The sequence below is a fragment of the Cytophagales bacterium genome, assembly GCA_019456305.1.
Lineage (GTDB): Bacteria > Bacteroidota > Bacteroidia > Cytophagales > VRUD01 > VRUD01.
In genome coordinates, this window is record VRUD01000055.1 from 6,756 (window position 1) to 31,101 (window position 24,346).

22 protein-coding genes are annotated in these 24,346 nt (G+C 36.7%); 13 read left to right on the plus strand and 9 right to left on the minus strand.

Annotation, left to right across the window (positions count from 1 at the left end):
• Positions 1–110: 110 nt before the first annotated feature.
• The 3 genes from FVQ77_11980 to atpB form a co-directional block, all read right to left on the minus strand.
• A complete protein-coding gene (locus FVQ77_11980) occupies positions 111–599 on the minus strand; it encodes a F0F1 ATP synthase subunit B (GenBank protein ID MBW8051031.1) in 489 nt (162 codons plus the stop codon).
• 138 nt (positions 600–737) lie between these two features.
• Entirely contained in the window at positions 738–992 is a 255-nt protein-coding gene (atpE, locus tag FVQ77_11985) for an ATP synthase F0 subunit C (GenBank protein MBW8051032.1), read from the minus strand.
• A gap of 60 nt (positions 993–1,052) precedes the next feature.
• A complete protein-coding gene (gene atpB, locus FVQ77_11990; GenBank protein ID MBW8051033.1) occupies positions 1,053–1,964 on the minus strand; it encodes a F0F1 ATP synthase subunit A in 912 nt (303 codons plus the stop codon).
• 468 nt (positions 1,965–2,432) lie between these two features.
• Between atpB and FVQ77_11995 the strand changes: the two genes are divergently transcribed.
• Positions 2,433–3,509: a YjgP/YjgQ family permease gene (locus FVQ77_11995; GenBank protein MBW8051034.1), complete on the plus strand. Its 1,077-nt coding sequence runs from the start codon at positions 2,433–2,435 to the stop codon at positions 3,507–3,509.
• A 31-nt stretch (positions 3,510–3,540) separates the two neighbouring features.
• On the opposite strand, the gene FVQ77_12000 is transcribed toward FVQ77_11995, so the two are convergent.
• The 3 genes from FVQ77_12000 to FVQ77_12010 all read right to left on the minus strand — a co-directional run bounded on the left by FVQ77_12000 (position 3,541) and on the right by FVQ77_12010 (position 5,652).
• Positions 3,541–4,467 (minus strand): hypothetical protein, encoded by a 927-nt coding sequence (locus tag FVQ77_12000; protein ID MBW8051035.1) that lies wholly within the window; start codon positions 4,465–4,467, stop codon positions 3,541–3,543.
• 87 nt (positions 4,468–4,554) lie between these two features.
• Positions 4,555–5,127, minus strand: coding sequence for a YceI family protein (locus tag FVQ77_12005; GenBank protein ID MBW8051036.1), 573 nt, complete (start codon positions 5,125–5,127; stop codon positions 4,555–4,557).
• 21 nt (positions 5,128–5,148) lie between these two features.
• Positions 5,149–5,652, minus strand: a complete 504-nt coding sequence (locus FVQ77_12010) for a hypothetical protein (GenBank protein MBW8051037.1) — start codon at positions 5,650–5,652, stop codon at positions 5,149–5,151.
• Between the two features lie 240 nt (positions 5,653–5,892).
• Between FVQ77_12010 and FVQ77_12015 the strand changes: the two genes are divergently transcribed.
• Both FVQ77_12015 and FVQ77_12020 read left to right on the plus strand, forming a co-directional pair.
• Complete coding sequence (locus tag FVQ77_12015) at positions 5,893–6,501, plus strand: T9SS type A sorting domain-containing protein (protein ID MBW8051038.1); 609 nt, start codon at positions 5,893–5,895, stop codon at positions 6,499–6,501.
• A gap of 385 nt (positions 6,502–6,886) precedes the next feature.
• Positions 6,887–10,126 carry a DUF2723 domain-containing protein gene (locus FVQ77_12020; protein ID MBW8051039.1) on the plus strand — a complete coding sequence of 1,080 codons (3,240 nt, stop codon included), beginning with the start codon at positions 6,887–6,889 and terminating at the stop codon, positions 10,124–10,126.
• Positions 10,127–10,435: 309 nt separating this feature from the next.
• Here the strand turns inward: FVQ77_12020 and FVQ77_12025 are convergent, their stop codons facing one another.
• Positions 10,436–11,317 (minus strand): class I SAM-dependent methyltransferase, encoded by an 882-nt coding sequence (locus FVQ77_12025; protein ID MBW8051040.1) that lies wholly within the window; start codon positions 11,315–11,317, stop codon positions 10,436–10,438.
• 86 nt (positions 11,318–11,403) lie between these two features.
• On the opposite strand from FVQ77_12025, the gene FVQ77_12030 reads away from it, so the two are divergent.
• The 6 genes from FVQ77_12030 to FVQ77_12055 all read left to right on the plus strand — a co-directional run bounded on the left by FVQ77_12030 (position 11,404) and on the right by FVQ77_12055 (position 16,441).
• A complete protein-coding gene (locus tag FVQ77_12030; protein MBW8051041.1) occupies positions 11,404–12,426 on the plus strand; it encodes a heme A synthase in 1,023 nt (340 codons plus the stop codon).
• Entirely contained in the window at positions 12,423–13,343 is a 921-nt protein-coding gene (cyoE, locus tag FVQ77_12035) for a protoheme IX farnesyltransferase (GenBank protein ID MBW8051042.1), read from the plus strand. Before FVQ77_12030 ends, cyoE begins: the two co-directional genes overlap by 4 nt.
• Positions 13,344–13,362: 19 nt before the next feature.
• Positions 13,363–13,944 carry a cytochrome oxidase subunit III gene (locus FVQ77_12040; GenBank protein MBW8051043.1) on the plus strand — a complete coding sequence of 194 codons (582 nt, stop codon included), beginning with the start codon at positions 13,363–13,365 and terminating at the stop codon, positions 13,942–13,944.
• Positions 13,945–13,977: 33 nt separating this feature from the next.
• Positions 13,978–14,694: a cytochrome oxidase subunit III gene (locus tag FVQ77_12045; GenBank protein MBW8051044.1), complete on the plus strand. Its 717-nt coding sequence runs from the start codon at positions 13,978–13,980 to the stop codon at positions 14,692–14,694.
• 556 nt (positions 14,695–15,250) lie between these two features.
• Positions 15,251–15,592 (plus strand): cytochrome C oxidase subunit IV family protein, encoded by a 342-nt coding sequence (locus FVQ77_12050; protein MBW8051045.1) that lies wholly within the window; start codon positions 15,251–15,253, stop codon positions 15,590–15,592.
• A gap of 177 nt (positions 15,593–15,769) precedes the next feature.
• Positions 15,770–16,441, plus strand: coding sequence for an SCO family protein (locus tag FVQ77_12055; GenBank protein MBW8051046.1), 672 nt, complete (start codon positions 15,770–15,772; stop codon positions 16,439–16,441).
• Positions 16,442–16,565: 124 nt separating this feature from the next.
• On the opposite strand, the gene FVQ77_12060 is transcribed toward FVQ77_12055, so the two are convergent.
• Positions 16,566–17,294, minus strand: a complete 729-nt coding sequence (locus FVQ77_12060) for a rhomboid family intramembrane serine protease (protein ID MBW8051047.1) — start codon at positions 17,292–17,294, stop codon at positions 16,566–16,568.
• A gap of 137 nt (positions 17,295–17,431) precedes the next feature.
• Here FVQ77_12060 and FVQ77_12065 point away from each other — a divergent pair, with 137 nt between their 5' ends.
• On the plus strand, positions 17,432–18,490 hold the full coding sequence (locus tag FVQ77_12065) for a VWA domain-containing protein (GenBank protein MBW8051048.1): 1,059 nt from the start codon (positions 17,432–17,434) through the stop codon (positions 18,488–18,490).
• 209 nt (positions 18,491–18,699) lie between these two features.
• On the opposite strand, the gene FVQ77_12070 is transcribed toward FVQ77_12065, so the two are convergent.
• Positions 18,700–19,923 carry a PglZ domain-containing protein gene (locus FVQ77_12070; protein ID MBW8051049.1) on the minus strand — a complete coding sequence of 408 codons (1,224 nt, stop codon included), beginning with the start codon at positions 19,921–19,923 and terminating at the stop codon, positions 18,700–18,702.
• Between the two features lie 1,003 nt (positions 19,924–20,926).
• On the opposite strand from FVQ77_12070, the gene FVQ77_12075 reads away from it, so the two are divergent.
• The 3 genes from FVQ77_12075 to FVQ77_12085 all read left to right on the plus strand — a co-directional run.
• Positions 20,927–22,216: an HD domain-containing protein gene (locus FVQ77_12075; GenBank protein ID MBW8051050.1), complete on the plus strand. Its 1,290-nt coding sequence runs from the start codon at positions 20,927–20,929 to the stop codon at positions 22,214–22,216.
• Between the two features lie 171 nt (positions 22,217–22,387).
• A complete protein-coding gene (gene lpxD / locus FVQ77_12080; protein ID MBW8051051.1) occupies positions 22,388–23,425 on the plus strand; it encodes a UDP-3-O-(3-hydroxymyristoyl)glucosamine N-acyltransferase in 1,038 nt (345 codons plus the stop codon).
• A 551-nt stretch (positions 23,426–23,976) separates the two neighbouring features.
• Positions 23,977–24,346, plus strand: a 370-nt coding sequence (locus FVQ77_12085; GenBank protein MBW8051052.1) for a glycosyltransferase, incomplete at its 3' end; no start/stop codon positions are given.

The following is a 24,346-nucleotide window of genomic DNA, read 5'->3' on the forward strand; positions in this document are numbered from 1 at the left end:
GTCTATGGTCATTGTCTATGGTCATTGTCTATGGTCATTGTCTATGGTCATTGTCTATGGTCATTGTCTATGGTCATTGTCTATGGTCATAGTCATAGTTTACAGTCATTTTAGTTTATACTAACTTCATCAATAAGCTCTTTTATCAATTCCTTTTGGTCTTCTATATCTGATAGCTTCTTTCTCAGTAGCTTTTCTGCAATCTGAATTGATAAAGAAGCTACCTGGTTTTTAACTTCAGCAAGAGCCGCTTGTTTCTCATTATTTATCACCTCTTTTGCGTTTTCAATGAGCTTTGCACCTTCCTGTGATGCTTTTTCTTTAGCTTCATCAATAATTCTTGAAGAAGCTTCCCTTGCCTCTTTAAACATCTTATCCCGCTCAACGATTGCTTCAGCAAGCAGTTTTTCATTTTCTGCTTTTAACTTTGCCATTTCTTCCCTGGCTTTTTCAGCAGAATTTAAAGACTCCTCAATAGAATCTTCACGCTCTTTCAGCGCTTTAATGATCGGCTTCCACGCAAACTTTGTTAACAGGAATAAAACAATTAGAAAAACAAGCAGCGTCCAGAAGATCAGACCGGGTTCTGGTTGTAACATAGGTTAATTTTCAATATTTTTTTTATATCGTTTGTAAAATGGCGCCAAAGGTATAGAGGAAATAAAGGTGTAAGGGTATAAAGGTATTTCCTCGTATTTCCCAATTTACTCCTATTTCCCTATTTCCTTCTTAAAAACCTATAAGAACAGTATCAGGATACAGGTAACAACGCCAAAAAGCGCAACTCCTTCTACAAGAGCAGCCATAATGATCATATTTGCCCTGATATCACCCGCTACTTCCGGCTGACGAGCAATAGATTGCAAAGCACTTGCTCCAATCTGTCCAATGCCTATGCCTGCGCCAATTGCTGCAAGTCCTGCACCTATGCCGGCACCCATGAGGGCAATGCCCTCAGCAACTAAAAACAATGTTGATAATAAAGTGATCATAATTTGTTGATTGTTAAAATGTTAATTGTAAAATTGTTAATTGCCCCCGAGTACTCGGGGTTAACTATTTTTATGCGGCTCTGCAACAGCATCGCTGATAAAGAGCGATGAAAGTATGGTAAAAATATATGCCTGTAAAGTAGCTACTAACAATTCAAGACACAGCATAAAAACCGAAAATGCAACCGATACAACCGACACCGCTCCTCCTACCCATGGATTATTTTGACCAAAAATAAATATCAGACTGATAATACTTAGTATGATCATGTGTCCTGCTGTCATATTAGCAAAAAGCCGTATCATCAAAGCAAATGGCTTGGTAAAAATTCCCACAATTTCAACAAGAACCATGAGCGGCCATAGCCATCCGGGTACGCCAGGAGGCATAAAAATATGGGCCCAATAATGCTTATTTCCACTAAAATTGGTAATCACGAAAGTAATTACTGCAAGTGTCATAGTAACGGCAATATTGCCTGTCAGGTTAGCCGCACCGGGCAGCAGGCCCAACAAGTTGTTTAACCAGATAAAAAAGAAAACAGTTAATAAATATGGTAAATATTTTTGATGCTTACTACCCAACATAGGTATTGCTATTTCGTCCCTGACAAAAATTATTATTGGTTCTAATAGTGATTGAAGCCCTTTAGGCGCTTTATTTTTATTCTTTTTATACCTTTTAGCAGCAGACATAAATATCAAACAAAGCAACAAAGCGCTTAACATCATAGAAGCAACATTTTTAGTAATTGAAATATCATAAAACTTTTTTCCATCTTCCTTAATAATATGTCCTTTTTCTAATCTATAGCCTTTATAAGTGGCGTGCTCATGTTGGAATTTACTTGATAAAAATACATCCAGTCCACTATTTGAATACAAAATGACAGGAAGTGGGATTGTAATATGGGTGTTGCCTATCGTAGCAAAGTGCCATGAATAATCATCAGCAATGTGGTGCATGATCATTTCACCGGGATTAAAAGCTTGCTGCTCTTCTTTTTCATCAGCAAAAACTATCAAAGGGGTAAGAATAAGGAATAAAAATAATCCCGTTGGGATCGGGAAGACTCTTTTTTTAAATTTCCTTAAAATTTTCACAGAATTGATCGTTAAAATTTGGACGCAAGTTAAATAATTAATTAACACCTAAAAATTTTTTTTATAAAATTTTGTGGTAATTTTACAAAGGATTAATTAGTGTCTGTCTCTAAAGTCACTTTTTCATAAGAATAGCACCCTGATTTATCAGGGTGAAAAAACGATATCACCATTTTTCAGTCCGTTTTAACGGACTTTAATCACTTTGAATATCCAATTATTGAAGTCCGTTAAAACGGACTTAGAATTTATTTTTTTGATTATTATCACCACGATAAATCGTGGTGCTATTCTTATAATTTTAGTTTATAGACAGACACTAATTAAGCTCAATAAATGAATATTTTAGACAGGTATTTGTTAAAAAAATTTTTAGGCGCTTTTATTTTTGTTGTAGCAATATTAGTAGCAATAATATGTGTAATAGACTATACTGAAAAAAATGAAGACTTTATTAGGGGCGAGGTACCTTTGGGTGAGATTCTTTTTGATTATTATCTGAATTTTGTTCCCTACCTGGCCAATATGTTAAGTCCCATCACCGTGTTTATTGCTGCGGTATTTGTTACGGCTAAATTGGCATCACATACCGAAATCATTGCAATGATAAGCAGCGGCATGAGTTTCAGGAGGATATTAATGCCTTACATTATCGGGTCGTCCTTTATAGCCCTGGTTATTTTCTTTCTCACCAACTGGGTCATCCCGAATTCTAACAAAACCAGGGTAGCATTTGAGATTGCTTACATTAAAAATCCCTTCTACTATGATCTCAGAAATATACATATTAAGATCGCTCCCGGCACTTATGTATATATGGAAAGCTATAATAATACGATCAATGCAGGATACCAGTTTTGCATGGAAACCATTAGGGATAATAATCTGTATGAAAAGCTGAAGACCAATAAAATCACGTGGTTAGACCACAAAAAAGCATGGCATCTTGAAAAATACACTTTGAGAACTTTTGACGGGATGAGCGAAACGATTACCTATGGAGGCCCGGTAGACACTGTGATCAATTTAAAGCCCGAAGAATTTAAAAGTACCTGGAAGAGAAATGAAACATTAACATTGGGTGAATTGAACGACTATATTGATGAGCTCAAAGAAAAAGGGGTTGAGAACATTGAGGTTTACTTTATAGAAAGATATGAACGATTTACTTACCCTTTTGCAATCATTATTCTCACGATAATCGGTGTTATCATGTCTGCAAAAAAAGCCAGGGAGGGGATTGGCTTTAGAATAGCGCTCGGTTTCTTGTTGGCCTTTATTTATATCATATTTGTTGTGATGAACAGAAGCCTGGCACAATCAGGTTCACTCCACCCTTTATTAGCGGTGTGGATGCCGAATCTTATTTTTGCTATGGTGGGGGTGGTGCTGTATAAAACGGTGCCGAGGTAAGTGCATAGCGTAGGGCGCTGAACGCTATACGTTAAAACTGAAATACCCTGGAGATATTAAACCCAAATTTGAATTCCCAATCTTGCCAGTTATGAGGAGAGTCCGGTATGAATTGGTTTTCTACAATGGTGGGTACATTGGTGAAAGTGATATGAAAAACGTGCCCGCCTGTTTCAATTTCAAAGCTGACCCCCAAAGGCGCATAATATCCTAAATCAGAGGTTCTGATGTCTGAAAAAGTATAAAAGTAATCCAGCAGGATTGCCATACTTGGGGTGAACTTATACCTTAATCCTGCTCCGAGCGCAAAAAGATCATTTTCATCATCAAAGGCAACGATATTTCTATGGACCAACAGGGGTATTAATTCAAAAGAAAAGTTGGAAGAAAATTTTCGGGCGAAAATGGCTTCAAAAACATAAGAATGTCTATACGCATATTTAAACAATGAGTCAGCAATTCCATCCTTACCTACTGTTTTTAAACCTGTATTAACCATCAACGTAACTGCAAACGGTATTTTGTTATTGGTTGTTTGCTGCAGGGCTTTATATTTGATAAATCCATCCAAAAAACCACCTTTGCTTCTTCCTGCTCCAACAGTAAGATTATCGGTAACGCCATATTCAAACGCTAAGCGAATATCCGATGCATTATCAAAACCATATAAGGTATTGATCCCCCCTGAGCTGCCACCAACATTGCCAAACCTGTGTGTGATCCTGAAATCAAGGTTCTTTGCCCCTACTGTTTCGATGGTGTGTGCGTTGATAAGCCGGGTGGTTTTGAAAGTGGCAATTATTTTTTCAGAAGTTTGTGGTTCATCTTCTTCGAGCAGGTCCATTAACTCATCCTGGGCAAAACAATTGACAATAGGCAGTAGGCAATAGGCAATAAACAGCAGGCAATACAACCATTTAACTATATAACCATTTAACCATGAAATAAAGCGAATCATAGACAATAAAAAATTTAGACATTTAACAATGGAACAATAGAACAATAACAGCATAGGACATAACAGAGAATACCATGCGCTATGCGCTTACTCTTTAGGCAAATAAGTAATATCAATGGTCACGTCCACGACCTCTGCAACCTTTTCCCATACAAGCTTGGGTATCTTCACTTTATGGTCGGCTACCTCTACTTTAAATTTTGCTTTGAGATTAATTTTGCCTTCTTCCACAGTTATCACGCCATCAATCGTGCGTTCCTGCTCTACACCGTGGATATCTAAGATCCCTTTTGCTTTTACATTATATGTGCCCGGTTGAGTCAGGTTTACATCATCCTGGATTTCACCTTTGAAAGTAGCCTTAGAATACTTATCACTATGCATGTATTTTTCATTAAAATGCTCTTCCTGTAAAGCTGCATTAAAGTCATGCAAAGTCTTAATGATTACGGAAAAAATAATTTTTTTAGTCTTGGTATTTAGCACGGAAGCTAACTTATCTGATGAGGGATTGATATCTTCCAGAGGCGCTTTGGAAAAAAAAGATATTTTACCGTCTTTGGAGATAAATATGTCTTGTGCTGCTAAATGGCCTGCCAGCCCGGCAAGCAGGAAATGGATTGCAGCAATAAAAAGCGATAATAAAACAGATTTTTTCATAATTAAAATAAATTAGTTTAGTTAGTTATTTAGTGCACCTGCATCTATCCAGCAGTCAATTTTTAAGATCTCATTATTTGTTAAAGAACCTCCAATCGGCATTGTTTTGCTGTCTACCATTTCTTTTACTGTTTGAGTTATTGCGTTATCTACCTTTTCTTTAAGGCCTGCATAGGTTGTAAAATCACCAACGCCAATTCCACCGGATTTATGGCAGTTTGTTGTACCACTTGTTAAACAACTGGTCTGAACTATTGGTTTTATATCTCCCAAATAAGTGAAATCTAAGGTGTCACAAACTGTTAAAGTATTACATTTAAAAAAAAGTGTATCACAAACAGTGTCACAATTTACAAAAATGGTATCACACACATTTAAAACACCACAGGTATCAAGGGTATCACAAACTATTGTAGATATTGGCTCCGGCAACTTATCATAAGTACAACGTTCAGTCATAAAAACAACAAATCCTAACAACAGCGCTAATAATAGAATATCTTTTGTTTTTCTAATACTACACATATTCATATATTTGGATATGATAACATTCCGGCTCAAAAAACGTATAAAAAAATTAATTTTCCTAATTTTATTTGGGATTGTAAAAAAGAGGTACTATATTTGAGCTTTTAAATGTAGGGCATCTCTAAAAACTACATATTTTTTAAAACACACCCCTTGCCCCTCTTGATAGAGGGGAATGTAAGGTGTAGTTTTTAGAGATGCCCTATAGAATTATTCACTTTTAAATACTTAGAGATCATGAAAAAAATATTACTAAGCAAAATAGTTAAACAGGTTGGTTTACTTTTTGCAATCACTTTGTGTTCAACTATAAGTTACGCACAGGACACTATCAAAACAAGTGGCTTTACTTTTGTTCCGGATAGTTTGGTAATTACGGTTGGTGATTCAGTTTATTTTTCAGACATCGGAACGCTTCACCCTCTTGTTTTTAATAAAAGTACAACTGATAGTTTTAAAACTCCGGCTTGGTTTGTATTTGACACTGTGGGAATTGATAACTTTTATTGTGCTAACCATGTACTTTTGGGCATGAAAGGTGTTATTGATGTACAATCTGCAACGGGGATAAACTATGTTAACAGAGATAATTTTCAGTTAACTATTTCCCCAAACCCATTTTATGAATATACTACGCTTAAAATTAAATCAAGCGGGCAGAAAATAAACAGCTTTAAGGTTCACAACGTGATTGGTAAAGAGATCGTTTCTTATGACCTTTCAGACAAGAACAACACTTTAAGCTATAAGATCAACTTTTCAGGATTGGAGCCGGGTGTGTATTTCTGCAGTATTTATACAGAGATGGGATTGATAGAGACTAAAAAGCTGGTATTGTTAAAATAATTATTATCTATAAACAATTCTTGTTATGAATTCAGGATCTGGTATATTAGATGCAGTGTTGGTTCTTGTTGTACTTGCAGTAGTAGAAGTAATTGATGTTGCATTGATATTAGAGATTATTCTTCTGGCTAGTTCAATTGTTTGGATTTGGATCAGAGTCTATTATTTGATTAAAAATAAAGGTAAATAAATAAATAATTAACATTCATCCATCATAAAATAAAGGAAGTCAAATCATCCGGCTTCCTTTTTTTTGTTTCTTTTTTATTATTAATCGGTTTTAATTTTCTAATTTTGCCCCCATAAATATTATATGTCATTCCTCGTTCGCACCATCGCTTGTATTCAACCCTGCACTCGTAATGACAGCTAATTATTTTACAAAATGCTTAACTTCAGGAAAATCAATACCATCACCGGCTGGATAGTTTTTTTATTCGCCTTCACTGTTTATGTGCTTACCGTTGAACCCACTGCCAGCTTCTGGGATTGCGGTGAATTTATTGCCTGTGCCTTCAAGCTGATGGTGCCGCATCCGCCAGGCGCCCCGGTATTCTTAATTGTTGGACGATTGTTCTCCATGCTTGCAGGCGGGGATGTCACCCAGGTTGCCTGGTGGATCAATATATCTTCCGCGCTTTTCAGCGCCTTTACCATATTGTTTTTGTTTTGGACTATCACGCTGTTGGCTAAAAAACTTATTCCAACCCCGGGTAACTCTGGGGAGGAATCTCATAAAACAGCAGAAGAAAATCCCGGGTACTCTGGATCACAAATTATATCCATAATTGGAAGCGGGGTAGTTGGCGCTCTGGCATGCACTTTTGCCGATTCATTCTGGTTTTCAGCCGTTGAAGCAGAGGTTTACGCCATGTCGCAGTTCTTTACAGCATTTGTAGTTTGGGCAATCTTCAAATGGGAGACCATTGCTGAAAAAGAGGATTCTGACAAGTGGCTGGTTCTGATCGCTTTTATGATGGGATTATCCATAGGGGTGCACCTGCTTAACCTCGTTACCATTCCCGCCATGGCATTTGTTTTTTACTTTAAAAAATACAAAACCCCTAAAAAAAGAGGAATTATTCTAACATTTATTATCAGCTTCCTGATATTGTTTGCAATAATGATCGGAGTAATTCAGGGCTTGCCATCTGTTGCAGGAAAATTTGAATTATTCTTTGTGAATAATTTTGGCTTTACATTTGGTACAGGGATATTGATCTTTGGTGTTTTATTTTTAGGAGCGCTTGTTTACGGAATTGTTTATTCTATAAGAGAGCAAAAACGTGTTTTAAATACCGCATTATTATGTCTTACCTTTATTTTGATCGGCTATTCTGCCTATGCTATCATCTTTATCCGTTCAAACTTCAATCCTCCTTTAGACGAGAACGACCCTGAAAATATTATTAAATTTGTTTCTTATCTAAAAAGAGAGCAATATGGTGAAAGGCCGCTTCTCTACGGCCCTTATTACACTGCAAAGTTAACAGATCAAAAGCAAGGTGATCCGATTTACAGAAAAGATACGATAAAGGGAAGTTATGAGATATATCATTACAAACTGAAAAATTTTTGGGATAAAGATCATCAAACGCTTTTTCCCAGGTCATATAGTATGCAGGGGAACCACGTAAAAAGATACAGGGAAATAATGGACAAGCCCAGGGGGGAAGAACTGAGAAGTTTAAATGAGAGACTAAAAGCCGGGTTAATCTCGCAAAGACAATATGACAGAAAAACCAAACCTACCATGGCTGATAATTTGACGGTATTGTTTAAGTATCAGTTAGGCCACATGTACTGGCGGTATTTTTTGTGGAACTTTTCAGGAAGAGATGGAGACGTGCAAAATGATGGTTGGCGGGCGCCATGGGACAGTAGTAAGGACATGCCTGCCCATTTGGCTAAAAATAAGGCTATTAACAATTTTTATATGCTTCCTTTAATTTTAGGATTAATAGGTCTGTTTTACCAGTTTAAAAAGAATAAAAAAGACGTCTTTATTGTGCTCCTGCTTTTTTTCCTCACAGGGATGGCGCTGACGCTATATCTGAATTCTCCACCTATTGAGCCCCGGGAAAGGGATTATATTTTTGCTGGCTCATTTATAACTTTCTGTATTTGGATAGGGTTGGGGGTAATGTCGGTAAGTGATGCTTTGGGCAAAGCGTTAAAAAATAATTTTAACGGTTCAGTTTTAGCCTGCCTGCTATGTTTACCCGCACCGTTGATCATGGCAGCAGTGGGCTGGGATGATCATAGCAGGGCAAAAAGATATCTTTCGGTTGACTCTGCCAAAAACCTGCTTAATTCCTGCGCTAAAAACGCCATTTTATTTACAGGCGGTGATAATGACACTTTCCCGGTCTGGTATGTGCAGGAAGTGGAGGGATTCAGAACCGATGTGCGGGTTTGTAACTTGAGTCTTCTAAATACCGACTGGTATATAGGGCAGATGAAAAGACAGGCTTATGATTCTGATCCCTTACCAATTTCATTGGAACATAAAAACTTTATCCAGGGCACCAATGATTATATTCAATTTTTTGATAATCCGGGTGCAAAGGATAAGATAAATTTAAAATCTTACAATGACAACCTGGCAAGGTATACTGCTGACCTGGAACAGTATAAGCAAAATTCACAACATTATAGCGAAAAGCTTTTAATATACAAGGAAAATCTGCTGCAATACAAAGAAGAAGCCAAACTATACAATGAAGCTATGAACTTAGTGCTTTTCATTGAGGCAATTAAAGAAGATTATCATGCCATCAGGATTGGAACGTCAACCGGAAAAAGTGTCAACTATTATCCTTCAAAAAATATGATCCTGGCTGTGGATAAAAACGAGGTTATTAAAAAAGGAATTGTTCCCAAGGGGCTTGAAGGCAGCATAGTAGATAAGATGCAATGGAATGTTAAAAAAAGAAACCTGGAAAAGAAAGACCTGATCATCCTTGATATGCTCGCTACCAATAACTGGGAACGGCCAATATATTTCTCCACTACGCTGGCGCCTTCAAGCTATTTAAACCTTCATCCCTATTTTCAATTAGAGGGATTGGCTTACAGGTTGCTGCCGGTTAAAACAAAAGGCGCAGCGCAGGGACGTGTCAACTCAGATATTATGTATGAAAATATGATGAACAACTACTTCTGGAGAGGATTGGATAACAAGGATGTCTTTTATAATGAAAACTATAGAAGATTTCCGCTCAATGTACGAAACTGTTTCTACCGTCTTGCCACCCAACTTATTAGTGAAAGGAAAATTGATAAAGCCAGAGAAGTAATACTAAAATGCTTTGAAGTGATGCCCGATGAATCAATACCCTATGACGTTTATACCTCACAGTTTATTCCTTTATTATTAAATCTTGGAGAAGATTCAATAGCGTTTCAGTTGGCAGAAACCATGGGCACACGTGCAAACGAAGAGTTGATCTATTATGCTAAAAAAAATATAAATAACGAGATTAAGATCCGGGGCAATTTATTCGTTCTCAACCAGATATTTATAAGTATGAAAAGGACTGGTAAAACTGAAGAGGCAGCCAAGTATGAAAATTGGTTTACAGCGTATTGTAAGAAGTATCCTAAATATTGTACGGCCAGATAATTTAAGAAGTAAGCAGTGGACAATAGACAAAGGACAGTAGACAATAGACAAAAGACAAATAGACAATAAACAAGACAATTGCAATCAAGTTATAATAGAATATTATGTTTAAATTTAAAGAATTAACCGTGTAAATATATTTCTGAAAAAACTAAAAATGATTGGTTTGAAAAAGAACACGAGATTGGTAAAATGTTAAATCATATGATAAATTATCCTGAAAAATATACACGTAAAAAAAACAATTAATCTATTGTCTTATTGTCTTATTGTCCATTGTCTATTGTCTACTGTATATTGTCTATTGTTTTATTTCTCAACCACACAAAAGAAATCCAAACAACTTTCAGATGCCCCATCAAGATAATAATCCGTGTAATTGATATCAGTAACCAGGTTGTTGTTTTTTTTGAGCAGCAACCGCCTGTTTAACCGATTGAGCAGATCGTAGGGGACTTGTAACATGAAGCGGGGCAGAAGGTATTCCAAATTTAAAATATCAAATTTTTTGAATCGGGCAACTGTCTTTTTATTTTTGTAATAGTAATTCATCACTTTTTCGTTGCCGTAAACGCCTTTAACAACCAATTTGTTGAACCTGCTCTTAAACAAGTTTTGCAATCCTTCTTCAGTGTATTCCCGTATATGCCAGGGATTCCTGGTCATCGACATGTTGATATTGAGCGTAGTAATGATCGCTTTTCCCCTGGGTTTAAGCGCCCTGTAAATTTCTTCAACATACAATTCATCATTTTTTATATGCTCTATCACCTGGAAGCTTATCACGCTATCAAAGCTATTATCTTCAATATTAGTTAATGGAGGTATATTTTGTGCAACAAATTTAGCATCTTTATACTGCTGACTTAAAACGTTAATTAAATCTTTATTCTTATCAATACCAGTATAACTTTTTATAACGGAACGCATAGCTCCTGGTGCTTCCCGAAGATTTTCGGGATGCTCAACCCCTTTTTCCTCGCTAACTGGCGGGGTTATACCCTGCGAACTGGCAGTGTCATGTCCTATTGACAAGAGCTCTTCCACACCCCTTCCATCCCCACAGCCGATTTCCAAAAGATCTCCATATATATGATCTTTAGCTATTTTATATGGGAAAAGAAGCCGTTGATGGAGCGGGTTATCTGAAGTTAATTCTGATGATGTTACCTCGGTAGCGCTAACAGACATTTTTTTATTTTAGATTTTAAATTTTAGATTTGTGATATTTTGATTACAAACTTAAATAATTTTTTGAATTAAACCTAATTTCCATTATGAAGCATCCGGCATCCGGTTCATTCCGAAACCTTGGCGTCATCACCATCATTGCGGTTTACTTGTTGATATTGGTGGGCGGCATCGTGCGCAGTACAGGTGCCGGTATGGGATGCCCTGACTGGCCAAAGTGCTTTGGAAGATGGGTCCCGCCAACCGATGAATCTCAGCTTCCTGCGAACTACCAGCAAATTTACCGTCCCCGACATGCTATCCCAAATACCCGGGATGACATGTCTTACCTAAAATTTAATGTATATAAAACATGGACAGAATATATCAACAGGCTGATAGGTACGGTAATAGGACTGCTCATATTTCTAACTTTCATCTTTTCCTTTAAGTTTTTGAGGATTGACAATACAATTATTGTCCTGTGCGGCTTCACATTTATTCTTGTGGCATTCCAGGCCTGGATTGGGAGTGTGGTCGTTTCTACAAATCTCTCCCCCTGGGTGATAACCATACACATGGGGATTGCTTTGGTGATCACAGCTCTTTTGATCTATGTTATTACCCGTTCACAAAAAAATTTATTTAGTGCACGGCATTTGACCAGGATACCCTATCTCAGGCTGCTTTTATTTATTGCATTGATGCTGACATTTATTCAAATTTTGTTGGGTACACAGGTAAGGCAGGATGTAGATACAGTAGCTGCATCGTTTGATTATACTAACCGGCAGCTCTGGATAGATAACCTGGGTAGGTGGTTCTATATTCACAGAACTTTCTCAATTGTTCTTTTTCTGTTTAATGTTCTGCTCATATATATATTGAATAAAAATGTAAAAGCAGAATCTACATTAAATGAGAGTTATCCCACCGGTAAATTTTTGATCCGGTCATCAGGATATTTACTATTGGGGCTTTTTCTTCAAATTATAACCGGAATTGTAATGGCATATTTTAATATTCCTCTATATTTGCAACCGGTTCATTTATTACTGGGAACATTAATATTTGGAATACAGTTTTTTATGTTATTAATGTTAAATTATTCAGAAAGTCAATATTTATGATTCAAAAGATAATTCATAATAGGCAGGAATTCGTAATTCGTAATTCGTTTTTATTCGTAATTAGTAGGATAAAGGCTTTTTTTCAACTTTTGAAGTTTAGATTGTCCTCACTTGTAGTTTTTTCAGCCGCAATGGGTTATATGTTAGGTTCAGGCAGATCGGTTGATTGGGCTCATTTTGTCATCTTTTTAACAGGCGGCTTTTTGATCACAGGCGCTGCTAATATAATAAATCAGATATTGGAACATGATTCTGATAAGCTGATGAAAAGAACAGCCAACAGACCATTACCGTCCGGGCGCTTGTCCATAAAAGAATCACTCGTTTTTATGGTCATAATAGGATTTACAGGGATATTTCTTTTACTTTTTTATATAAATTCCCTTTGTGCAGTACTATCAGTTTTGTCTTTGATATTATATGCTTTTGCATATACACCATTGAAACGGATAACTTCATTTTCTGTTTTTGTGGGTGCTATCCCGGGAGCATTGCCGCCAATGATAGGCTGGGCAGCGATCACAGGCGGAATTGAAATAGAGGCAATAATTTTATTCGGAATACAATTTATCTGGCAGTTTCCCCATTTTTGGGCAATCGCCTGGGTATTGGATGATGATTACAAGAGGGCAGGATTCAGGTTATTGCCTGCCGGGGGAAAGAGGGATTTGAACACTGCTTTTCAGATCATGATCTATACCTTGGTTTTAATCCCGCTAAGCATGGTGCCTGCCACATTGGGTATGACCGGTATCATATCTGCAATCATTGTAGTTATTTGCGGTGTGCTGTTCTTAATGCAGACATTTTACCTTATGAAAACCTGTTCCGGAAAAGCGGCCCGGCAAATGATGTTTGGTTCTTTTTTCTATTTGCCAATTGTGCAGATTGCTTTTGTTTTGGATAAGGCTTTATGATGGAAATTAGTATACTCCTATGAATTTTCAAACAGAAACAATTAAACAAGCGAAGAAACCATTATCAACAAATCCCAAAAAGTTTGTTTTATGGCTTTTTATGGTGAGTATTATAATGCTGTTTGCCGGTTTGACCAGCGCCTATATTGTCAGACGGCTGGAAGGTAACTGGCTTCAGTTTGAATTGCCAGGTATTTTTTGGGTCAATACAGTTGTTTTATTATTGAGCAGTGCAACAATACATTGGGCATATTTATCTGCAAAGAGAAATAATTTGAATGATCTGAAAATTTCTCTTATTTTTACAACCGTTTTAGGAATGGGCTTTCTTTACGGTCAATTTGCCGGGTGGCAGGACCTGGTTGAAATAGGGGTCTATTTAGTTGGAAACCCTTCCGGTTCGTTTATGTATGTATTTACCGGAGTGCATGGATTTCATCTGATTACAGGTATTATTTTTCTAATCGTAGTTTTGATCTTGTCTGTTCAATATAAAGTCCATTCCAAATCTATGCTTAGCATAGAAATGTGTGCAACCTATTGGCATTTTTTAGATGGACTTTGGTTGTATTTGTTTGTTTTTTTGTTAATTAGCAGGTGAAACTAATAACCGTTATAACTAAAAGATACAAATATGTCAACAGCAACAACAATCGCACATCCTAAACATGGCCTTTGGGATGGCGGCATGTCACCTTTCAAGGTAAGCTTTGGAAAACTGTTCATGTGGTTATTCCTGCTTTCTGATGCTTTTACATTTTCGGCTCTATTAGTTTCATACGGTATAGGACGGTTTAGTTACAATGCTTATGAAGGAGTGTTAAAGGATTTCATTCCATCTGTAAATTATTGGCCGCTCCCCGACCAGATCTTTGATGCTATTCCATTTTTTCACGGTATTTCTTTACCGTTAGCATTTGTAGGAATGATGACATTCATACTTATTATGAGCAGTATCACGATGGTCCTGGCAGTAGAAGCAGGGCACAGGAATCATAAAGAAGATGCCCAAAAATGGATGCTGTGGACTATATTGGGAGGAATTACCTTTTTATCATGCCAGGCATGGGAGTGGACACACTTTATAATGGGTATTGATGGTGTGTATGCCTCTTTATCTTCTAATCCTTACGGGCCGCCTTTATTTGCAGATTTCTTTTTCTTCATCACTGGTTTTCATGGTTCGCATGTTTTAAGTGGCGTTGTGATCAATATTATAGTTTACTACAACATAGTTCAGGGAACTTATGACCGGCTCGGTAATTATGAAATGGTAGAAAAGGTAGGACTTTACTGGCACTTTGTGGATCTTGTGTGGGTTTTTGTTTTTACATTTTTTTATTTGGTATAAACAAATGAGAAATTTTTACTTTGATCTGGCTAAGATATGTTTTGGTGTTGGATTTTATGGAGCCGTTTCAAAAATACAAAACCTTTATATAGCAATAATAATAGCAATAATTAGTTTGGTAATGTGTCTAATATTTGCTATCATTGCATATAATCGTAAAAAGGAGGATTAATATGGCAGCAATAATATTATTAACAGGGACTATTATTTTTGGTGTCTTGTTTTTCTTTTTTACCAGAAGATATCCCCGTAAAGAGACTCAAGATAAAAAATCTTAAACATTTTTTTTTTAATCATGGAAGTATTAATAAAAGCATTAACAGAAGCATTACCTGTTATAATATTATTGGGAGGGATGATAATCTTTGGTATCTTGTTTCATTTTTTTACCAAAAAGCATCCTAGAGAAACCGATGCTAAATAATAGTGCATCAAGCATAAGTCAGGTAGATGTTGAGCTTGCTCTTTGCCGTATGCTTTATGCATAAATTTTGTGTGAAATATATTAGTATCGGTTAATTTACAAATAAAAACAAAAAACAAAACTCAAAAATTTATGGAAGCAACAGCAACACAACCGCAGCCTCAACCTCAAGCCAAAGAAGCCGATAAAACTGCGATCAAAAGACTCTGGAGGGTCTTTTGGATATTATTAATTATTACTTTGTTAGAGGTGGCCTGGGCTTACACGAATGTATCCACCGTACCAAAGGTCGGCTTATTTGTAATATTAACCCTTGTAAAAGCATTCTACATCGTAGGAGAATTTATGCACCTCAGGCACGAGGTAAAACAACTGGGCTGGACTATCGTACTTCCAATGTTGTTTATTGCCTGGCTGCTTGTTGCTCTGCTGGTTGAAGGAGACAGCATTTTTAAAGTGGTTTTTGGAGGATAAAATCAGTAGACAGTAGACAAAGACCTGATTATTAAATTAAAAAAGGAGTTTAAAAAATGATAGTATTTATATTTGCTACTCTTATTGGTTTATGTCTAATTATACCTGATAGTATAATGGCATACCATTATTTTAAAGAAAAATATTGATCTGACAAAAAATAATTATAGTTAATCAATGAGATCCTATTTTAAGTTCGGGATGCTATTTATCCTGATACTCTTGCCTGTTTTATTTTATCTTTTTTTTCATGCTTTTGGTGAAAATAATTTTAGTCTTAGGATATATTATCCTCGTGGGGTTGATACGGTATTAGTGAACGGTAATCCCAGGATTGACAGCGTATATCACACAGTGCCCGATTTTAATTTAATTTCTCAAACAGGAGAAATAGTTACTCAAAAAAACCTTGAAGGTAAAATATACGTTGCCGATTTCTTTTTTACACGCTGCCCAAGTATCTGCCCTGTTATGACTTCTGAATTAACAAGGGTTGCTGAAGTTTTTGCAGATAACCCGGATATTAAAATTATCTCTCATACTGTAGACCCTGAATATGATACGGTGGAGGTATTGAGAGATTATGCAGCAAGATATAATGCCGATCCGGACCAGTGGCATTTTGTTACTGGCGGAAAAAAAGAGATTTATGACCTTGCCAGGAAAGGATATTTCATCGCTGCCAAAGAAGGCGATACTGGCCCTGTTGATTTTATACACAGCCAAAGGTTTGTATTGGTTGACAAAGAAAAGAGGATAAGAGGCTATTATGACGGCACTGATAAAAAAGATGTGGATAGATTGATCACTGAGATAGGGGTACTATTAATAAATAATAAAGAGAGGTGAATTCAGAACTCGTGACCTCGCAGCACAAATTCAAATAATTAATGAAGTAGCATTTGTATACAGAACCCAGAGCCAAGTGCCAAGAACCCAGAACCTGATTATTAAATCATTGTCATAGTCATTGTCAACTGCCACTGCTACTTCCTTTCTTGTCTTCTTCATTTCTTTTTTGATCAGGTGAGTAGATATATTTGAATTTCATCGGTTCTGATTCATCGGGATCATTTAATTCCTTTTCGTCTTCACTTTCATCTTCTTCACTTATTTCATCTTCCTCCTCCCAATCATATTCTCTTGGTATCACAACTTTACGGAAATAGAATGCACATAAAATGCCTGCAATTCCACCTGCCAAATGAGATTCCCACGATATTCCTTCCCTCAATGGCAATATACCCCAAATCATACCACCATAAATGAAAATAATAAGCAGCGATATAGCCATAGATCTCCTGTCTCTGCGAAAAACCCCGCTAAAAAATAAAAAAGAAGCAAATCCATATATCAAACCACTTGCTCCAATGTGATATACAGGACGTGCTGCCATCCATACCCATAAACCTGACAGGATATATATCCAGAAAAATACTTCGTAAGCTATTTTTCTGTAAAAATAAAGCGCACCACCTCCCAAAATTATTAAGGGAAAAGTATTTGAAAGTAAGTGTGTGAAGCTGCCGTGAATCAAGGGAGCGGTAATAATACCTGCCAATCCCAAAATCTTTCTCGGATAAAGCCCTAAAAAAAACAAATCAAATTCAAACAAAAATTCCAGGCATTTTATCAACCATAGTAGCAGCACAAAAAATGTGGGAACTACTAAACTATGGGTGAATTTTATTTTTTCTTCCATTAACCTATTTGTCAATTGATACTAATCACTTCGATACAAATATACGAATAATATTACGTGTGCGGTTTGGCGTTGAATTGGCATCATTAGTATAAATTCGTATATTTGCATAGAGTCATAATTTCGCTATTAAAACAATGTTCCTTCAAGCTGAAGAAATCGGTAATTGGTTTTCATTATCCTGGTTTCATCCCTCTGTTTTAAGAAATTTCCAGTGGGAAAGTCCTTATTACCTGTATTGGATATTTTTCATCCCTTTGTTATTTCTGTTGAGGTGGCTCCTGATCGTAATTTTCAAATCAAGGCAAAAGTTGGATGTCGCTTTATTTGAAGACCATATCAAATGGTCGTTGGCAAACTTGCTGAGATTTATACCCGGTATCTTATTTGCCATGGTATTGGCATTAATTCTTATTGCCCTGGCACGCCCCCAGAAGATCAATGAACAGGTGGAACAATGGACCGAAGGAATTGATATTATGCTTGTGCTGGATGCTTCTGGATCTATGGATCTAAAAGACTTCTCTCCCAATCGCCTGGAAGCAGCAAAGGAAGTAGCACGAAAGTTTATTGCAGGGCGTTTTCAGGACAGGATTGGCATTGTTGTTTTTGCCGGTGATGCTTATTCATTAGCGCCTCTTACTACAGATTACCAACTTTTGTATTCACTTATTGATGATATAAACTTGAAGATGATAGAAAATGACGGGACAGCCATTGGCAGCGCTTTGGGTGTGGCAACTAACAGGATGCGGGAATCCGATACAAAATCCAAGGTGTTAATATTATTAAGCGATGGTGATAATACAGCAGGAAATATTGACCCGATCACTGCCGCTGAATTGGCGCATGCCTGGTATATCAAAATATATACTATTGGGATAGGTAGAGATGGTAAAATTCCTTATGGTACAGATTTTTTTGGCAGAACACGGTATATAGAGTCAAATTTAGATGAAGGAAATCTCCGTAAAATTGCTGAAATCGGTGAAGGTAAATTTTTCAGGGCTACTAATAAAAATGCTTTACAAAATGTATTTGACAATATAGATGAATACGAAAAAGCCGAAATAAAGGAGACAAGGTTCAAAGACACAAAAGATTTTTACCAGGTTTACCTCAAATGGGCCATCGTACTTTTCTTGTGTTGGATGATGTTGAAAAGCAGTTTTATTAATAATGCGTTGGAAGATTGACAAACTGTTATAAAAGAAAACAAATAAAAAAATAAAAATGCCACTAAAACACCAAATCCCATCCCGCATGTGCGGGACTGAAAATCAATCAGTTAATTTTTGGTGGAATTTTGCCTGCCCGCCAAAGGCCTATGGCAGGCGGGTGTTTTGGTGCTTTTGTGGCAAAAAAGACTTTTTAGAGTGGACTCAATGATAAAAATGCCCATAAATCACCTGGAAGTCAAAAATACAAGTGGCACAATCATCTCTTCCATAGAAATCCCCCCATGCTGGAATGTATCCTTATAATAGTTTACAAAATAATTGTAGTTGTTAGGATACACAAAAAATTGATCTTCAGTAGCAAATACATAAGAAGTGGAAACATGACTTTGAGGTAAATAAAATCTTTCGGGGTTCTTTGCAACTAACACATTCTTAGGGTCATAGCCCAGATTTTTGCCCTGCTTATACCTTAAATTGGTATTTGTATTTCTGTCTCCAACGATCTTAAAAGGTTTTTTTACACGGATAGATCCATGATCTGTTGTGATAATCAGCTTAGCTTTCTTTTCTGAAATTTTCTTTAAAACATCCAGCAAAGGTGAATGACTAAACCAGGATTTTGTAATTGACCGGTAAGCAGATTCATCTGGTGCTAATTCGCGGATCATTTCCATTTCAGTACGAGCATGAGAGAGCATATCAACAAAGTTAAAAACGATCACATTGAGCGGGCAGGTCATCAGGTTGTTAACGCTGGCAACCAATGCTTTACCACGATTGAGATTTGTGATCTTATTATACGAAAACCTGATATTCTCCATATTCGTGCTTTTTAATTGGCGAGCCAAAAATTCTTCTTCGTTAAGATTCTTGCCTCCTTCATCTTCATCATCCAGCCACAGATCAGGATACCTCTTTGATATATCTAAAGGTAACAAACCGGAAAAGATAGCATTTCTTGCATAAGCGGTGGTAGTTGGCAGGATCGGGCAATATGTTTCTTCTTTTTCAACAATAAAATACTCTGAAACAACTGGCTCTAATATTTTCCATTGGTCATAGCGTAAATTATCAATTAATACAAAAAAAACCGGGACTTCATTATTTATTAAGGGAAAGATCTTCTGCCCCATTAATTGATGAGACATCAACGGTATATCTGCACTTATACCAGCCCCTCCTAAATCCACAGCCCCCCTAAGTCCCCCTGAATCGGTGAATGGGTGAATGGGTGAATCGGTGAATCGCTTCGTTTTCCCTTTCTCCGTTTCTCCGATTCCCCGTTTCTCCAATTCAAGTTGGCTTGGAGTTAGGGGAGGGCTGTGGGGGGATTTAGGGGGGCTGGCAGGGCTGGCCGGGGGAGATAGCCAGGACTCATAATTGTTAATCATAAAGCGGACAAAATTCTTATTTGCATCTTCTTTTTGCATATAGATAACATCTGCCATGCTTTTTTCTTCGGTATTATCTATTTCCAGTTCCCAGTAAACAAGTTTCTTATAAATATCTGACCATTGTTCAAAATTTGTAATTTCATTAAATGCCAGGCTGATACTGCTGAAATCCTGCTGGTAGTTCAGGTTGGTTTTTTCTGCAATAAGTCTTTTATTATCCAGGATCTTCTTCACAGTAAGCAATATCTGGTTGGGATTGAGCGGTTTAATTAAATAATCAGCTATTTTGGCGCCAATAGCTTCTTCCATTATGTATTCTTCCTCACTCTTAGTGATCATAACAACAGGTAAATTCGGCTTAAATGATTTGATCTTTGTAAGTGTTTCGAGTCCGGTTAAGCCAGGCATATTCTCATCCAAAAAGACTATATCAAAATTATTGTTATTACATTGTTCAATAGCATCAGTGCCGCTATAAACAGGTGTAATATCGTATCCCCGTTCATTCAAAAAAATAATATGAGGTTTTAGCAGGTCAATCTCATCATCTGCCCATAAAATATTGTACTTTTGCATTTTAAAAATATTTAATTTCTAAAGTTACTAAAATTTTTAGTTATTATTAGTTACCCCGCACATAAATTTATAATAAAGTGAAAAAAAAATATGTGCGGGGTAACTAATATAGCGTTTCATAAAAAGGACAACATTTAACCTATATTATTCCTAAACTTTAAGATGAAACAAATAAAACCCCAAATCCAAAGCTCAAAATCTAAAATAAATCCCAAAACCTAAATCCAAAAAAAAAAGCCATACGATTTACGGGGGAATCCGAGGAAATAATCAATATACTAAGCAGCATCATAAACAAATCAACATGTGGCAGAAAATCGTAACTTTGTGTTCTGAAATTGGGATTTTAAACTTGGGATTTATTTTGAAGTTGGGATTTTGAAATTGGGATTTTATGAATAATTGAGGATAGTAATTATTTTTTATTTGTTATTATTTTAGTGAAACGATATACTAACCAACCACCCAAACAATAACCAAAATGATCATCAACGATCCTGTTTACGGTTTTATTACTATAAAAAGCAAATTGATCTTTGAGATCATAGAACATCCTTTCTTTCAGCGGTTAAGAAGAATTCAACAACTCGGTTTGACCGGGTTTGTATATCCAGGCGCCTTACATACACGATTTCACCACGCCATTGGCGCAATGCACTTAATGGGTCTTGCGCTTGATTCACTAAGGAGCAAAGGACATGAAATATCAGACCAGGAATATGAAGCCGCCCAATTAGCAATACTATTACACGACATTGGGCATGGACCTCTATCGCATACGCTTGAGTCATCTATATTAACGGATATACCTCATGAAAAAATATCACTTGTTTTCATTAATTATTTTAACCTGCAATTTAATGGAAAATTAGATCTTGTAATAAAAATTTTTAATGATAAGTACGAAAGGCGCTTTTTCCACCAATTAGTGGCAAGCCAATTAGATATTGACAGGTTGGATTATCTTAAAAGAGATTGTTATTATACAGGCGTTCCGGAAGGAAGCATCAGTGAAGAGAGAATTATTAAGATGCTTAACCTCGTTAATGATGAACTTGTGGTAGAAGAAAAAGGAATATATAGTATTGAAAACTTTTTAAATGCTAGAAGGTTGATGTACTGGCAGGTATATTTACACAAAACCGTGATCAGCACCGAACAAATGGTGATCTCAATTTTAAAAAGAGCAAAATCCATCTTCCATCAAACATCTTCCATCAAACATCTTCCATCATTCCTCCCATCCCTGAGTTTTTTCTTAAATCAAAATATAGGCGTTGTAGATTTTCAACAAGATCCAAATTGTCTAAAACAGTTTGCATTACTTGACGATCATGATATATGGAGTGCGATAAAATTGTGGGTTAATAGTGAGGATAATGTATTATCAACAATTTCCAAAAATCTTTTGGAAAGGAAACTATTTAAAGTAGAATTAACAAACCATCCTTGCACTAAAAGTCATCTGCAATCAATACAAAGCAAAATTTGCAAAGAATTTGATGTCAGCGATAAAGATATAAATTATTTCGTTATTCATGGATCATTGAGCAACAGTGCCTACATATCGAAAGGCCTGTCCGCCTCTGAGGAAGGAAAATTTTTTAAAAATAAAGGTAAACTAAGGCAGGCGGGTGAAACAATTAATATTCTTATGAAAAATGGTGAAATTGTTGATGTTGCGCAGGCTGCTGATCTGCCAAATATAAAAGCAATGAGTAAAATTGTTAAAAAATATTACGTCTGTTATCCTAAAATCGTAAAGCAGTAAGGGTTACGATGCCTCCCGAGTACTCGGGATAATTCGTCAAGCGGTTACGCAAGAAGAAGACGATAAACCTAACCGCTTGTAGAGAATAAATTCAAAATTTTTTATTAAAAATTATTTATAATATATTAATAATGTATATTTGCGCAATTTTTAACCAAATCATTACAGGTAATGGAGTTAACTACACAAAAGGTAGCCGATTTGATAGGCGGTAAGGTTGTCGGCAACAAGACCACTATAATTAACAGGTTGGCCAAAATAGAAGAAGCATCCGAAGGGAGTATTGCGTTTCTTGCCAATATGAAATATGAGAAATTTCTCTATAACACCAAGGCAAGTGCAATCATTATGGATAAGAAATTTGTGCCCAAAAAGAAGCTGAACATGACGCTTGTATTGGTAGATGACCCTTATTCAAGCTTTTCAACCCTGCTTGAGGAGTATCATAAATACATCAGCTATAGAAAAAAAGGCGTAGAAGATCCTTCTTATATCAGCGATACTGCTGGCATTGGCAGAAATTGTTACAGGGGCGCTTTCTCTTATATTGGTGATAATTCCAAAATTGGCGATAATGTAAAAATTTATCCGCAGGTGTTTGTAGGTGATAATGTGATCATCGGTGATAATACCATTATATATGCAGGCACCAAAATATATTCAGATGTTGTAATCGGAAAAAATTGTACAATACATTCAGGTACTGTCATCGGCAGTGATGGATTCGGTTTTGCTCCTCAAACTAATGGTGAGTACAAAACTATACACCAAGTTGGTAATGTCATTATTGAAGACAATGTAGATATAGGAGCCAATACTGTGATTGATCGTGCAACGATGGGCTCTACGATTATTCACAAAGGCAGCAAGCTTGATAACCTTATTCAAATTGCACATAATGTTGAAATAGGTGAAAATACCGCCATAGCAGCTCAAACAGGCATTTCAGGATCCTCTAAATTAGGGAAAAATTGCCTGGTCGGAGGGCAGGTGGGGATTGTAGGACATATTGAAATTGCTGAAAAAACGTCAATTGGAGCACAATCCGGGGTGCCAAAATCCATCAAAGCCAAGGGTACTACTATTCTGGGCTATCCTGCTTTTGATAGTAAACGATGCGTAAAATCTATGAGTATTTACAAAAATTTACCCGATCTGCTGAAACGCGTTGAAGAGCTTGAACAAAAAAAGCGCATAGAGCCCCATTAAATAATGCTTGTCTATAATGTCAAAAATATTCGTTAATGAAAATCCAAAGTTTCAACATTAAGTTGGCAGTCGGCAGTCGGCAAATTTGCTGACTACCGACTTTTTAATCAACTTACGAAGTTATGTTTTTACTATAATATATTAAAACATTCGACTTTATAGACAGACACTAAATACCACACCTTACGGGTGGTCACCCGTAAGGGTGATAAGACCCCGAGTTGAATAATAAGATAATCCAACGGGGTAAAGATTTAACGGGGTAAACATTGCGCATGACCCTCGCCAGTTGGCGGAAAAAAAGGCCTGCCTGCCAGGTATAAGCCCTCGCATTGGCAGGCAGGGCTTGAGCGAGGTGAACCGCTCCCGAGTTACGCGGGACGCCCTGCGCCCAGTACCAAGCCTCCCAACCAAAAGGTTTATTTTATCATCAAACACACCACAAAAAACAGTAAGCAGTAGGCAGTAGACAGTAGGCAATATTAGAGACGCCCAAATTGGGCGTCTCTGCAATATTGCCTACTGCCTACTGCTTACTGCCAACTTTTTCAATGAATATCCATAAATTCCCTTTCGTTTCAATCCTGATCGCTGCCCGTAATGAGCAGGATAATATTATTGATTGTTTAAGCGCCCTTGAACATTTAACCTGGCCTAAAGAAAAATTTGAAGTCTTAATTGGCAATGATCACTCTGAAGATAATACCAAGACCCTTGTGGAAGACTATATTAAGGATAAATCCAATTTTCATCTCCATGATATAAATAACAACAGCCCCCCCCTACCCCCAAGTCCCTCTGAAACGGAGAAACGGAGAAACGGAGAAACGGAGAAAGGGGGAATCGGAGAAACGGAGAAACGGGGGAGGCAAGTCACCGATTCATCGATTCACCGATTCACCGATTCGGGGGGAGGGCGAT